Annotated in this window: 13 protein-coding genes; 2 read left to right on the plus strand and 11 right to left on the minus strand. The window is 63.2% G+C overall.

What is annotated here, in order from left to right:
- Window positions 1-227 precede the first annotated feature (227 nt).
- Entirely contained in the window at window positions 228-488 is a 261-nt protein-coding gene (locus AAE027_RS22845; RefSeq protein WP_128936962.1) for a PepSY domain-containing protein, read from the plus strand.
- 111 nt (window positions 489-599) lie between these two features.
- Here the strand turns inward: AAE027_RS22845 and modC are convergent, their stop codons facing one another.
- From modC to mepA, 6 genes are all read right to left on the minus strand, one after another.
- Window positions 600-1,262 carry a molybdenum ABC transporter ATP-binding protein gene (gene modC / locus AAE027_RS22850; protein ID WP_370989589.1) on the minus strand — a complete coding sequence of 221 codons (663 nt, stop codon included), beginning with the start codon at window positions 1,260-1,262 and terminating at the stop codon, window positions 600-602.
- A gap of 2 nt (window positions 1,263-1,264) precedes the next feature.
- Complete coding sequence (modB, locus tag AAE027_RS22855; protein ID WP_130217833.1) at window positions 1,265-1,960, minus strand: molybdate ABC transporter permease subunit; 696 nt, start codon at window positions 1,958-1,960, stop codon at window positions 1,265-1,267.
- 13 nt (window positions 1,961-1,973) lie between these two features.
- Window positions 1,974-2,756 carry a molybdate ABC transporter substrate-binding protein gene (gene modA, locus AAE027_RS22860; protein ID WP_370989590.1) on the minus strand — a complete coding sequence of 261 codons (783 nt, stop codon included), beginning with the start codon at window positions 2,754-2,756 and terminating at the stop codon, window positions 1,974-1,976.
- A gap of 191 nt (window positions 2,757-2,947) precedes the next feature.
- A complete protein-coding gene (locus tag AAE027_RS22865; RefSeq protein WP_091896878.1) occupies window positions 2,948-3,448 on the minus strand; it encodes a hypothetical protein in 501 nt (166 codons plus the stop codon).
- Between the two features lie 2 nt (window positions 3,449-3,450).
- Window positions 3,451-3,660, minus strand: coding sequence for a TOBE domain-containing protein (locus AAE027_RS22870; protein ID WP_091896881.1), 210 nt, complete (start codon window positions 3,658-3,660; stop codon window positions 3,451-3,453).
- 294 nt (window positions 3,661-3,954) lie between these two features.
- Window positions 3,955-4,899 (minus strand): penicillin-insensitive murein endopeptidase, encoded by a 945-nt coding sequence (gene mepA, locus AAE027_RS22875; protein WP_370989591.1) that lies wholly within the window; start codon window positions 4,897-4,899, stop codon window positions 3,955-3,957.
- A 461-nt stretch (window positions 4,900-5,360) separates the two neighbouring features.
- Between mepA and AAE027_RS22880 the strand changes: the two genes are divergently transcribed.
- Entirely contained in the window at window positions 5,361-7,529 is a 2,169-nt protein-coding gene (locus tag AAE027_RS22880) for a putative bifunctional diguanylate cyclase/phosphodiesterase (RefSeq protein ID WP_370989593.1), read from the plus strand.
- A gap of 279 nt (window positions 7,530-7,808) precedes the next feature.
- On the opposite strand, the gene AAE027_RS22885 is transcribed toward AAE027_RS22880, so the two are convergent.
- The 5 genes from AAE027_RS22885 to AAE027_RS22905 all read right to left on the minus strand — a co-directional run bounded on the left by AAE027_RS22885 (window position 7,809) and on the right by AAE027_RS22905 (window position 12,713).
- The gene (locus AAE027_RS22885; RefSeq protein ID WP_370989594.1) at window positions 7,809-8,963 is read right to left on the minus strand and encodes an acyl-CoA dehydrogenase family protein; all 1,155 of its coding nucleotides are present in this window, start codon (window positions 8,961-8,963) and stop codon (window positions 7,809-7,811) included.
- 135 nt (window positions 8,964-9,098) lie between these two features.
- A complete protein-coding gene (locus tag AAE027_RS22890; protein WP_370989595.1) occupies window positions 9,099-9,554 on the minus strand; it encodes a cupin domain-containing protein in 456 nt (151 codons plus the stop codon).
- 199 nt (window positions 9,555-9,753) lie between these two features.
- Window positions 9,754-10,680, minus strand: coding sequence for a complex I NDUFA9 subunit family protein (locus AAE027_RS22895; RefSeq protein ID WP_370989596.1), 927 nt, complete (start codon window positions 10,678-10,680; stop codon window positions 9,754-9,756).
- 181 nt (window positions 10,681-10,861) lie between these two features.
- The gene (locus AAE027_RS22900; RefSeq protein ID WP_370989597.1) at window positions 10,862-11,095 is read right to left on the minus strand and encodes a hypothetical protein; all 234 of its coding nucleotides are present in this window, start codon (window positions 11,093-11,095) and stop codon (window positions 10,862-10,864) included.
- Window positions 11,096-12,278: 1,183 nt separating this feature from the next.
- A complete protein-coding gene (locus tag AAE027_RS22905) occupies window positions 12,279-12,713 on the minus strand; it encodes a DUF6789 family protein (RefSeq protein ID WP_370989598.1) in 435 nt (144 codons plus the stop codon).
- Window positions 12,714-12,972 lie beyond the last annotated feature (259 nt).

Raw genomic sequence — 12,972 nt, forward strand, 5'->3', positions numbered from 1 at the left:
TACCCCAGAAACAAGTTGTTGCCGAGAGTGGCAACCACGAGTCCTCGCCAAACCGCAGTTGGTGGTTATGGGTCCTGGCTTTCGCCAGGACGACCACGAAGAGGAACCGTCACCAAATCGCCGCAACCGCCGAAGATTTGCGCGGTTTCGTGACCTTGAAACCCGGAACACTCCGCCATGCCGCTCGTTCTAAGGCGCGTAACCGCTTGGACTGACAGGAGTATGCAATGCGAAAGTTCATTCTTCCGATTCTCACGGCCCTTGCGCTTGGCGCTGCCGCACCGGCGATGGCTTATGATACCGGCGATCAGATCTCGATGCAGGCCGCACTCGATGTCGCGACAGATCTCGGCGTCGTGACGGTCTCGCACACCAACTTCCTCGGCGACGAATGGGAGGTTGATGGACGGGATCGTGTCGGCCGCTGGATGGAAGTCTATGTCGACGCGAGGACGGGCGAGGTGCGCAACGTCGAGCGCGGGTGGTAGCTCTGAATGATGCAGCCGCGTAGCCCGGATGGAGCGAGAAGCGAAATCCGGGTGCGCTCTCACCCGCTGCACCGCCCCGGATTACGCTTGCGCTCCATCCGGACTACGTCTTCACGTCAGCACCTTCACCCCGCCAAACGACGTCACGCGGCCCTGCTTCAGCATCACGATCTGTGTGGCGAGCTGGCGCAGCTCGGCGGCGTCGTGGCTGACATAGACCATCGGCACGTTGGCCTCGTCCCGCAGCCGCACCAGATAGGGCAGGATTTCGAGCTTGCGGCTTTCGTCGAGCGCCCCGAGCGGCTCGTCGAGCAGCAGGAGGCGCGGCTTCGATAGCAGCGCGCGTCCGAGCGCGACGCGCTGGCGCTCGCCGCCGGAGAGCTTTCCGGGCCGGCGGCCGAGCAGGGCGCCGATGTCGAGGAGATCGACGATGCGCTTGTGCTGGGCCGGATCGGCGGCGAGGCCGTTCATCCGCCGTCCATAGTCGAGATTCTGCGCCACGTTGAGATGCGGAAACAGCCGCGCGTCCTGGAACACATAGCCGATGCGGCGGCGCCAGGCCGGCACATGGATGCCGGCCGCGGTGTCGTCGACGGTCTCGCCGTCGATCACGATGCTGCCGCGGTCGGGCCGCAACAGGCCCGCGATCATGTTGACCAGCGAGGTCTTGCCGGCGCCCGAGGCGCCGAACAGGCCGATGACGCGGCCCTCGCTGGTGAAGGACGCGTGCAGCGAAAACTCACCCAGCTGTTTCTCGACATCGACGCGCAGCATGGTCAATTCCCGTGCAGCCGCGCCGTGGCGCGGCGGGCGAACCATTCTGCCGCAATCAGTGCCCCGAGCGCGAGCACGATCGAGACGATGACGAGCCGCCCTGCGGCAGCGTCGCCGTCGGGCGTCTGGATCAGCGAATAGATCGCGGACGAGATCGTCTGGGTCTCGCCGGGAATGTTGGAGACGAAGGTGATGGTGGCGCCGAACTCGCCGATCGCCTTGGCGAAGCCGAGCACCATGCCGGCGAGCACGCCGGGCAGCGCGAGCGGCAGCGTCACCGTGAAGAACACCTTCCACGGCGCCGCGCCAAGCGTCTCGGCGGCCTGCTCGAGCCGGCGGTCGATCGCCTCGATCGACAGCCGCATCGGCCGCACCAGCAGCGGAAACGCCATCACGCCGCAGGCGAGCGCAGCGCCGGTCCAGCGGAAAGAGAACACGATGCCGAGATGGTCGGCGAGGAAACTACCGACGGGGCCGCGGCGGCCGAAGCTGAGCAGCAGCAGATAGCCGGTGACCACAGGCGGCAGCACCAACGGCAGATGCACGGTAGCGTCGAGCAGCGACTTGCCCCAGAAATCGCGCCGCGCGAGCAGCCATGCCAGCGCGATGCCGAACGGCGTCGCCACCAGCGTTGCGACAATGGCGACCCTGAGCGAAAGCAGGATCGCCGTCCATTCGGCGGGTGAAATCTCAGACATCAAGCCAGAGATATCACGTGGTGGGGCTGATCAGGAACTTGAAGCCGTATTTTTCCAGAATGGTCTTGGCGGCCGTCGAGCGCAGGAAGGCGAGATAGTCGCTGCTCTCGCCCTTCGCGGTCGTGGTCGTGGCGACGGGATAGATGATCGGGGGGTGCGAATCCGCCGGGAAGGTGCCGACGATCTTCACGCCCGGCTCGACCTTGGCGTCGGTGGCATAGACGATGCCGAGCACGGCCTCGCCGCGCGCCACCAGCGTCAGCGCGCCGCGCACGCTCTCGGCCATGGCGAATTTCGGCTCGGCGGCCTGCCAGGCGCCCAGCTTCTCGAGCGCAGCTTTGGCGTATTTGCCGACCGGCACGGATTTCACGTCGCCGGTCGCGATCCTGCCGTCGCCGGCGAGCTTGGCGAGATCGAAGCCTTGCGCGATCGAGACGTCGTCGACCTTGGAGTCCTTCGGCGCGATCAGCACGATGCTGTTGCCGAGCAGATTGACGCGGGTGGATTCGTTGATGGTCTTCCTGGCGATGGCGTAGTCCATCCAGTCGGTGTCCGCGGAGACGAATATGTCGGCCGGCGCGCCCTGCTCGATCTGCCTGGCCAGCACCGAGCTTGCGGCATAGCTGACGCTGAACTTGACGCCGGTCTTGGCGGTGTAGGCCGCGTCGATCTCGTCCAGCGCGTTCTTCATCGAAGCGGCCGCGAACACGGTGATGGTCTTGTCCTCGGCGGCGGGCGACGGGCTTGCGCCCGCGAGGATGACGAAGACGGTGACAAGTGCGGCAATACGAAACATGGATAGCGCTCCGTGCGAGCTCGCGCGCGGTGAGGCGCGCAAATCTGGCGTTGGGTGGGTCTGATGCGACGGGCGGACGCGCTGTTCCACGGGCCTTGCGACGGCTTACGGCCGGCAGGGATATCGCTGCTCGCGAAGATAGCAGGCTGGTGGCTCAGGTCAAAGGCGGCCGTTTGCCTCTACGGATCGAGCTATTGCGCCGGCAGGATCGCGATCGAGACCGAATTGTCCTTGGCGCCGCTGACCTGGAGCACGAAGGGCTGTGCCGACAGCTGATATTTCATGGTCTTGCGGATGCCGTCGCAATCGGTCGCGCCGCTAAAAGCCACGGGCTTGAGGACATGGCCATCCTGGACCACGTCAACCCAGGCCCCGGTGGACAGGCTAATCGCGTAGAGCCCGGCCTTCGGCGTCTTGATGCTGGTGAAGCCCGCGAAGGTGCCGTCCTTGGGCGCGCGCTCAGGCGGCGTCGGCAATTTTGCGTCCGCGGGCGCGACCAGCCCCAGCGTGATGGCGGATGACGGCACTGCCGCCTGTTCGCTGCCCGAGACGAGCTTGGCACGGTCCGGCGCGATGAGCGCAGCGCGGTCGCGCTCAATCGGCCATTTGAACTTGTCGCAGCCGCTCGGCTCCTCGGCAAAGGCGGGGGCTGCGCCGAGCAGCAGCAGCGCGATGAGGAGAGACGATTTCATGATCAATCCACGGCAATCATGACGTCGGAGGCCTTGATCACCACGGTGACCTTGCCGCCGGCCTTTATGCCGAGATCGTCGACGGCTTCGTTGGTGATCGAGGACGTCACGATCGTGCCGTTGCCGATGTCAACGCGGATATGCGAGGTCGTGGCGCCCTTTGTGACCTCGACGACATTGCCCTTAATCTGATTGCGTGCACTGATGCGCATGGAGTTCTCGCGGTGGCTGGCGCACGGCGATATCGCCGCGCATGCGGATGGGATCGGCTGGAGCGGGATGCGCGTCCCGACGGGTGTCGCACGCTTACGGCAGCGCGGCGACGTATTGTAACGTATTTCGGTGGCGCGAACCAACCCAGTTCGTCGTCCTGGACCAGCGGAGCGCCGATCCAGGACCCATTACCACAAGATGCAGTTTGGCGAAGACTCCTGGTGACCAGTTCGCGCCGCAACTCCTCCCTGGGGTAATGGGTCCTGGCTTTCGCCAGGACGACGGCGGAGAGGCTACGGCTTCGCATCACCCGCATGGAGCACGGCTTTGCATGCCGCCGGCATGTCGGCCAGCGTCATTGGCGGCTTCGGTTTCGGCGGCTCCGGCGGCGGCTTTGGGTGTAGCACTGCATCCGAGAACCAATAGGCGAGATCGGAGGCCTTGCAGCCTTCGTCCTCGGATTGCGACGGCTGGCCCTCGCATTCTCCGGCGCCCGCCGGGCAGTGCATGCGGATGTGGAAATGATAGTCGTGGCCCCACCAGGGGCGGATCTTCGACAGCCAGGCGCGATCGCCCTTGGCCTCGCGGCACAGCGCCTTCTTGATCGCGGCATTGACGAAGATGCGCTGCACCGTCGGCTCCCGCGCCGCATCGCGCAGCACCAGCACATGGCCTGGCGTGAACACCTTCGGATCGACGTCGAGCCGGTCGGGGCGAACCATCATCACCGCCGACATCTCCTCGCGCTCCTCGCGCGAAAGCCGGCGGTCCGGCATCGGCGTCAGCCAGATGTCGGCATCGAGACCGATCTGGTGGCTGGCATGGCCTGACAGCGCCGGCCCGCCGCGCGGTTGCGCGATGTCGCCGACCAAAATGCCCGGCCAGCCGGCGTCCTTGTGCGCCTTGGCCGCGAGCCGCTTGATCAGTGCGATCATGTCGGGATGGCCGTAATTGCGGTTGCGCGACAGCCGCATCACCTGCCAATTGTCGCCGTTGAGCGGCATCTGCATGGCACCGCCGATGCAGCCCTTGGTGTAGGAGCCGATGACATGGGCCGATCCCTTCGACGGCAGCAGCTTGCGCGCGAACAGCTCCTTGGCGGCGAGGGAGGGCTCGTTCGGATTGGTGAGCGGCGGCAGCGGTTTTGGGGTGACGCTGCCCTTGTCCTGGGCCAGCGCGGTGCCGGCGGCCAGGAATGTCACAAAAAGCAGGAGAGGAGCGAGGCGGCGGGGACTCATGCCGAATCCTTATAACCCAACGCCGCGTCAGGGTTAAGGAATGAGCGCCGTGCAGCGATCACACGGGCAGCCAAAATCCGTCGCGTCATCCCAAAGTCGCGCGCGCGATGGTCGATCCTTAATCGCGCGATAACCCTGTTCTGCATTGACCAAAATTCGTGCGCGACGTGAGGAATAACCGCGGTTCGCATGCAATCGCGCGCGATTTCGGAAATGATTCAAGCGCGCGCGCAATTTTGCGCCAGATCGGTCCGTCACCGCGGCGCCGGGATGAGGTTGGCGGCGCCCATCGACGCAGCCGCGCCTCGCAAACAGGCAGCAAGCGGCCACTCGCGCCGGCCGCAGCCGGGCAAGATTACTTTTTTTTCAGACACTTGCCCCAAAGCTGCGGTCGCTGGGCGTGACTGGGACGAGTGAAGTTGAGTTTGGGGTCTCGAAAGACAGCAAAGCGAAAGCGCAACGTGCTTGCCCAAGCCGGCCGACAGCCGCGCAAGCCGCGCTTCGCGCGCACGCCTCATCCGCCTGCCGACCGCGATGAACTCTTGCGCAGCCGCGCCGAGGCGGAAGCCGCGATCGCGGAAGCGCACAAATCCCATGAGCGCCTGCGCCAGGCCATCGACATCCTGCCGCAGGGCATCGTGTTTCTCGATGCCGACGGCCGCTACGTGCTCTGGAACAAGCAATACGCCGAGATCTACAGCAAGACCGCCGATCTGTTCGTCGAAGGCGCGCGCCTAGAGGACACGCTGCGTATCGGTGTCGCCCGCGGTGACTATCCCGAGGCCGTCGGCCACGAGGACGAGTGGATCGCGCAGCGGCTGCAAAAGCTCTATCAGCCCGGCGCGCGTCACGAGCAGAAGCTCGCCGACGGCCGCGTCATCCTGATCGACGAGCGATTGACCGATGACGGCGGCGTCGTCGGCCTGCGCGTCGACATCACCGAATTGAAGCAGCGCGAGGCCTCGTTCCGCCTGCTGTTCGACGGCAATCCCGTTCCCATGATCGTCTGCGCGCTGGACGATGAACGCATCCTCGGCGTCAACGATGCCGCGATCGCGCATTATGGCTATAGCCGCGCCGAGTTCGAGCGGCTGAAGATCCGCTCCTTGCAGGCTTTCGACAGCGAGCCGCCCTGGACCACCGATCCAACCGGCGAGGAGCACGCCGGCCGCACCTGGAAGCATGTCAAGGCCGACGGCGCGCTGATCGACCTTGCGATCTACTCGCGCGAACTGACCTATGCCGGGCGGCCCGCGGTGCTGCTCGCGCTGATGGACATCACCGAGCGCAAGCGCGCCGAGGCGCGGCTCGCCTTCATGGCTCAGCATGACGGGCTGACCGGGCTGCCGAACCGCAATTTGCTGCGCCAGCAGGTCGACGAGATGCTGCTGCATACGCGGCGCAGCACCGACAAGGTCGCGCTGCTGATGCTGGGGCTGGACAATTTCAAGGCGGTCAACGACACGCTGGGGCACGCGGTCGGCGACAAGCTGCTCCGCGGCGTCGCCAAGCGGCTGCGCTCGACCTTGCGCGAGGAGGACGCGCTGGCGCGGTTGAATTCGGACGAGTTCGCCATTGTCCAAAGTGGCCTGGCACGTCCCGAGGATGCGGTGATGCTGGCAAAGCGCCTGCTCGAAGCCATCGCCGATCCCTATCTGCTCGACGGTCATTCCGTGGTGATCGGCGCATCGATCGGCATCGCCATGGCGCCCGGCGACGGCGATGAGTCCGAAAAGCTGCTCAAGAGCGCCGACATGGCGCTGTCGCGTGCCAAGGCCGATTCGCGCGGCACCTTTGCCTTTTTCGAGGCGGCGCTGGATGCAAAAGCGCAGAGCCGGCGCAAGATCGAGGTCGAGCTGCGCGACGCGATCCAGAACGACGTGCTGCGCCCCTATTACCAGCCGCTGATCGACCTCCAGAGCGGCCGCATCACCGGCTTCGAGGCGCTGGTGCGCTGGCCGCATGCCGAGCGCGGCATGGTCTCGCCGGCCGAGTTCATTCCGGTCGCCGAGGACACCGGGCTGATCAATCCGCTCGGCGGCCTGATATTGCGCCGCGCGTGCCTGGATGCCGCGGCGTGGCCGGACGACGTCCGTGTCGCCGTCAACCTGTCCCCGCTGCAATTCCGCAGCGGCAATCTGCTGTCGATGGTGACGGACGCGCTGAAACATTCCGGCCTGCCGCCGCGGCGGCTCGAGCTCGAGATCACCGAGACGCTGCTGCTGGAAAAGAGCACGCAGGTGCTGGCGACCTTGCATGCGCTGCGCGCGCTCGATGTGCGCATCTCGATGGACGATTTTGGCACCGGCTATTCCAGCCTCAGCTATCTGCGCAGCTTCCCCTTCGACAAGATCAAGATCGATCAGTCCTTCGTGCGTGATTTGGGGGCCAACCGCGAAGCTCAGGCGATCATCCGCTCCATCGTCAGCCTCGGCAAGGGCTTAGGGGTCACCATCACCGCCGAAGGCGTCGAGACCGAAGCCGAGCTCAGCTGCCTCCGCACCGAGGGCTGCGACGAGGGCCAGGGCTTTCTGTTCAGCAAGGCAAGGCCGAATGCGGAGATCATCAGCCTCTTGGCGGCGCAGCGCGGCATCGACGCCACGGACGAGGACGCCGCGCTGGTGGCGTGAGTCCGGCGCAAGAGCGTGATGCTCCCTCACCTCTCCCCGAGCCCTCACCCGCCGCGCTCGGGACGATGCTTCGCATCGCCCGGGACGCGTCGGCCTCTCCCGCAAGCGGGAGAGGCGGAGCAAACTCGCGGGTGGTCCCCGCGAAATGCATAAGCGATAGCCCTACGGGTGAGGGGGTACCGGTCTCACGCCGATCGCATCCGCGGAGAGAGGCCCCTCACCCCAACCCTCTCCCCGTAAGAACGGGGCGAGGGAGTGCAACGTCATCGCGGCTGCCGTTCAGCGTCCTCCCGCCAAAATCGCCTTCCCCACATCCTCGTAATGCGTGTCGCGCGCCTGGATCTGCTGCGCGATCGCATGCATGTCGCGAAACCGTCGCTCGAACGGATTGCTGCGGAACACCGCGGTCGCGCCGGCCATGTGATAGGCGGCGTCGACCACCTTCGCCGATTGGTGGATGGTCCAGGTCGCGGCCAGCCGAACCGCGCTGCGATGCGCCGCACTGAACTCGCCGGTCGCGCAGAGATCGCGCCACATCGCATGCGCGGTCGCATAGAGATAGGCGCGCGCAGCGCGCAAGTCGCCCTCGGTGCGGCCGATCAGCCCCTGGACCGCGCCGTTGTCGCGCATGGCGCTGGCCGCGAGTGACTGATGTTTTCCACGCGCCAGTGCGATGGCCGCATCCAGTGTCGCCCGCGCCACGCCGAGCGAGACCGCGGCGAAGCCAAGGCTGAAGGTCGAGCCGGTACCGATCTTGTAGAGCGGACCCGTCTCGCGCAGCGCAAACGGCACGTCGCGAAACGCCGTAAAGCGCTCGGGAATGAAGAGGTCGCTGACCTCGTAGGAATCGGTGCCGGTGCCGGCCAGCCCGATTGCCTGCCACACATCGTGCAGCACGGCGCTCGCGACCGGAAACAGAATGGTACGCACCTCCGGCGACCCGTCGGCATTCCTCCGTGGCGTGCCGTCGGCATTGACGATACGCACATGCGCCCCCAGCCAGCTCGCCTGCCGCGAGCCCGAGGCAAAATCCCACCGCGCCGTGACGCGATAGCCGCCCTCGACCGCGCGTGCCTCATGCGCGATCGCACCCCAGGCGAGGATGCCGGGCGGCGTGTTGAAGATCTCCTGCGCGGTGTCATGGTCGAGCGAGGCCGCGATCATCGCGCAGACGCTGCACTGGCCGAGGCACCAGGCGGTCGAGGCATCCGCCTTCGCGATCTCCTCCAGCATCTGCATGAAGATTTCTGGTGGCGCTTCAGCGCCGCCAAGGCTTTGCGGCAGGAGGGCGCGATAGAGCCCGTTCTCGGTGAGGGCATTGACGACAGGAGGCGTCAGCCGCCGCGTGAGCTCGATCTCATCGGCTTCGCGCGCAATCAGCGGCGCGATGGCGCAGGCACGTTCGACCAAGCCGAATTCGGCAGTTGCGTTCATTGCTGCGTTTCCTCGCCCATTCTGCCGTGAGCGGTCAGGAACGCGATGGTCCTCTATTTGGTAGCGAGGATCAAGGTCACATCCAACCGTTTCGTTCCGTCCGATCGGGAGCCACGAAGACGGTAGGGACCACGCTTACTTCTTGCGCGGATCGTCGGCTGGATTGATGTAATCGATGCCTCCAGGACCGACAAACTGAACTTGGAGAACGGCCTCCTCGTTTCCGGTCCAGGCGTAGTGAGGGTGCTTTGCCGGATATACCCACAATGAGCCTGGCTTTAACAACTCGCCCTTCTTCTCGAACGTTTCGCCGTGACTAGTCCCGATATCGCCGCTTATGATGGTCACGACCTCGGAATAGGGATGAGTGTGCGGCGGCATCTGAAAATTAGGGGGAAATTTGATACGCAAGACAACCACATCCCCCGCTTTTGTTGGGTCTCCAACCAGCGTTGCGAGCTGGACACCTTTGGGAAAGCTCGGGTTTTCCTTCCACGCAAGTGCATCAGGGGTGACCCGCGTCGGCGTGTCTTGCGCGGTCGCTGGGAATGAGAACGCCACCAAGCCCGCTATCACCAAGAGCTTTTTCATGTGAGTTCCTCCCACGGTAATGTGGAGCAAGACACACATTAGAACTCCTTGGAGCTGACAGAGTCCAGCTCGTAGGATGGGTAGAGCGAAGCGAAACCCATCAAACCTCTTCCTCACAAATCGGATCGAGCTAACAGAGCATTACCAGATTCTGCGTCCGCCCATTTGGGCGATGGGTTTCGCAAGAACTCAACTCATCCTACGAGCTTTCCCGCAACATGGCCGGTACAACCTGTTCGACTGACTGCGGCGGGATTCCAAGCTCGGAAAATCCTGGCATTCCCACCGACGCGATGCTGTCGATCTGCATCAATTCCACCTGATTCCGTGTGATGGGTGGCCTTGGAAGCAGCTCCGAAATCCATCCTGCGACATGCCAAGCAGTAAACGGTACAGGAATCAGCACGGGGCTGCGGCCGGCTGCGTGCGCGACGGTTCTGAGAAGCTCTTCGTACGTGTAGATGCGAGGACCCGCGCATTCATACGTGATTGCGTTCGATTCGGTGTTCAGAAGCGCTCTTGTGATCGCGTCGGCCACATCGTCAACATAGGCCGGCTGCAATCGCGTCGATCCGCGGCCGAACATCGGATAGATCGGATATCGGCGGAGCAGCTTGAGGATGATGGTGAGAAACGCGTCATCCGGGCCGAACATGACCGCCGGGCGAACCAGCGTAGCCTCGGGAAATACTGCGCGGACCGCGAGTTCGCCTTCGCCACGCTTGCGAATATAGAGGGACGGCGACGTGGCATCAGAGCCGATTCCGGAAACGTGGATGAGCCGCTTGACGCCAGCTCGATGTGCCCTGGTCGCCAATCGCCGGGCTGATTCCACATGCACGGAATGAAAAGTCTCCTGTCCGTGTTCAACATAGAGGCTGACCGCGTTGATGGCGCCGTATGCGCCATCAACAGCAGCGGCTATCGAACCCTCGTCGCGTAGATCGACGTTCACGGATTGGAGGCGTGGGTCGTCGTGGCCAAAAAGCTGTCTGCCTCGTTCGGGATGTCTTGATGCAATCCGAACGAAAAACTCGGGTGACCGGAGCAAATGTTGAACAACGCGGCGGCCGAGAAACCCCGTTCCACCGAACACCGTAACAAGGCGATTATTTGCGGCCGCCATGGCGCAACTCGTACTGAGATCGTCTCAAGCAAGACATGGCCAGCGGAGACTGCCGGCTGGTCGGTCGTCTATTCTCGCGAAAGCGGCTGGCAACGGCAGCCGGTTTCATCTCACTTCCCCCGGGTGGGCGCCAAAATTCCCGAGGAAGGTGCGTGCAACACCGCCGAGTCTATTCCTGGCTCTACACACGATCGCGGAGGTCGGTCACGCCTTCCTTCTGGGCGCAGTGGTCGCAGCAATAGTAGGTGCCGCTCTTTTCCAGGCCGTGTCCTACGATGCGCGTTCCGCAATGCTTGCACGTTGGCGCCAAGGCATGAATTGCGCACTCGAAGCTGTCGAACGTGTGCGCCTGGCCGTTCATCACCACCTGAAAAGTCTTGTCATAGTCATTGCCGCAGGTTTCGCATGTCGACATTGTGCCTCCTTCACGCCGCGCGGCGTTTGCGAGTTTGAGCAGCCTTCTTGGCTGACCTGGAACGTTCATCGGCCGGTGCGCTACGAACGGCGGAGTTCACCAATTGTTCCTATTCGACCTGACTTGCGTCAGATCGTCTAGCAGCCAGTGCGCACCGGCCGCTGAAACACCTCAGTTGGCATCCCGAGGGCAACTGTAGGAACGGGATCAGGTTGATTGGTCGAATCGCCAACTTGCGCCATGCCTTTTGAAAATCCGAGGATGTGCGCGATTTTTGCCAATGCAGTTTGCCGACTGCGGCGAATGTTTGGCCGGCATTCCCGCAAGGAGCTCGGACCTTTCCTCCTCATGTGTAGCTGCAGAAATGCACCGCCGCTTTGGCTCGACGCAGACCTCTGCAAACTCCGCCTTGATGTCGGCTGATTGAAGTAAGGCTGACTCGTTGTGCTGAAAGCGAGTTCTTCGGAGTCTGACCCTCAACAGGCATTCCGGTCGGTATTTGTTTGGTTCAGGAATATGCGCGGCGGGCTGGCACTGTCCGTATTCCATCCGAGGCGGGCGACCTAGATCTGAGCCGCCCGCGGTTTGGATGAATGTCGTGCAGGAACCTTGCCCTACCTGGGATGTTGGAAAGCAACTGCAATACCCAGGAGGAACTCGTATGAGAACTCTGTTATTGGCCGGTGTAATGGCGGTTGCTGGTTTCGCTATCGCCACGCCGATCTCCATTGCGCCCGCGTCAGCTCAGGTTGCCGTTGAAACTCCGCTCGGCGGCGTGAGAGTGGGCCCGGAGCGGCGGTACTACCGAGAGTACGATCGACCCGCTTATCGCGCTTACGGATATGATCGCGGATATCGCGGTGGATGCCGCACCGTCACGATCGAGCGCGACGACGGTTCGGTCCGCAGGATCCGCCGTTGCGATTAGCGGTACCGGACTGGAAAATTGACGCCCGGCGCTCACAAAAGAGCGCCCGACCGAAGGAATTGGGAGCTATACTAAGGCCGCTTCAGTTGGCGGCCTCTTTGATTTTGCGAATGTCGCCTGTTGGCCCCTTAGCCGAACCACGCTGATCCTGTTGTGATGTCGGCTATTGTCGGCAGAGCGGCGGACAGGAGCCGCGCTCGCTTCGACCGCCGCTTGTGACCCCAAACGGGCATGCGTTGCTCACATTCAAACAAGTCAGGAATTGAGTGCGCCGTAAACCATGCCCAGTGTTACGCTGTAGGTTAGGAGCATTGCCAGCGAGAACAGTGCGGGTGAAATGCCAAGTCCAACCTGGAGTGCGAATAGCCCAAGGCCGATCATAGGAAAGAACACCAGTCCCATAATCGCCCATCCGAGCACACCGTATATCATTCCTTTGATCGCACCGACGTTGCCTGGCAGCCATCGATAAAGACGTCCAAAGATGAAACTGACGAAGGTTGAGCCATTCAGGAATGAAAGTAACCAAGGCACCACCGGATGGATTGCAGTGCCCGTTACATGGCTCAGTGTCGTCTGGAGACTTTCGTAGGGCTGGAATGACGGAAGCAGTTCAGCCCAAGATTTGAAATACATCAGCAGCGAATGCGTGATGCTTCCGCACAACCCTGCAACAACTGCCTTCCACATCCTATCGCCTGAAGGCATGATATCGGTCGCCCATTCTCAGGAGTGGCTTTCCAAATAACCGCGCGGTCGCTGCTCCTCGTCGATCATGGACGCAATTCGACTGAAGGCGTCAGGCTGGCCTCCTCGGCTACCGGACCTTCGTCGATGTCCGCTTCGCCCCGAAACCGACCGCTTTTGTGCAACCGCAGCAAATGACGCGAAGGGCCGATTCCGTTGAAAAAGGCCGGCAGTATTTCGTTGTAATAGCTCCGTCGCGACG

It is taken from the genome of Bradyrhizobium sp. DN3 (assembly GCF_041357655.1).
Lineage (GTDB): Bacteria > Pseudomonadota > Alphaproteobacteria > Rhizobiales > Xanthobacteraceae > Bradyrhizobium.

Coding starts and splice junctions, on each gene's coding strand:
- AAE027_RS22900 (WP_370989597.1), bottom strand. CDS start 11,095: ATGTCGACATGCGAAACCTGCGGCAATGACTATGACAAGACTTTTCAG.
- AAE027_RS22895 (WP_370989596.1), bottom strand. CDS start 10,680: ATGGCGGCCGCAAATAATCGCCTTGTTACGGTGTTCGGTGGAACGGGG.
- modC (WP_370989589.1), bottom strand. CDS start 1,262: ATGCTGCGCGTCGATGTCGAGAAACAGCTGGGTGAGTTTTCGCTGCAC.
- AAE027_RS22890 (WP_370989595.1), bottom strand. CDS start 9,554: ATGAAAAAGCTCTTGGTGATAGCGGGCTTGGTGGCGTTCTCATTCCCA.
- AAE027_RS22905 (WP_370989598.1), bottom strand. CDS start 12,713: ATGTGGAAGGCAGTTGTTGCAGGGTTGTGCGGAAGCATCACGCATTCG.
- AAE027_RS22865 (WP_091896878.1), bottom strand. CDS start 3,448: ATGAAATCGTCTCTCCTCATCGCGCTGCTGCTGCTCGGCGCAGCCCCC.
- AAE027_RS22845 (WP_128936962.1), top strand. CDS start 228: ATGCGAAAGTTCATTCTTCCGATTCTCACGGCCCTTGCGCTTGGCGCT.
- modA (WP_370989590.1), bottom strand. CDS start 2,756: ATGTTTCGTATTGCCGCACTTGTCACCGTCTTCGTCATCCTCGCGGGC.
- mepA (WP_370989591.1), bottom strand. CDS start 4,899: ATGAGTCCCCGCCGCCTCGCTCCTCTCCTGCTTTTTGTGACATTCCTG.
- modB (WP_130217833.1), bottom strand. CDS start 1,960: ATGTCTGAGATTTCACCCGCCGAATGGACGGCGATCCTGCTTTCGCTC.
- AAE027_RS22870 (WP_091896881.1), bottom strand. CDS start 3,660: ATGCGCATCAGTGCACGCAATCAGATTAAGGGCAATGTCGTCGAGGTC.
- AAE027_RS22885 (WP_370989594.1), bottom strand. CDS start 8,963: ATGAACGCAACTGCCGAATTCGGCTTGGTCGAACGTGCCTGCGCCATC.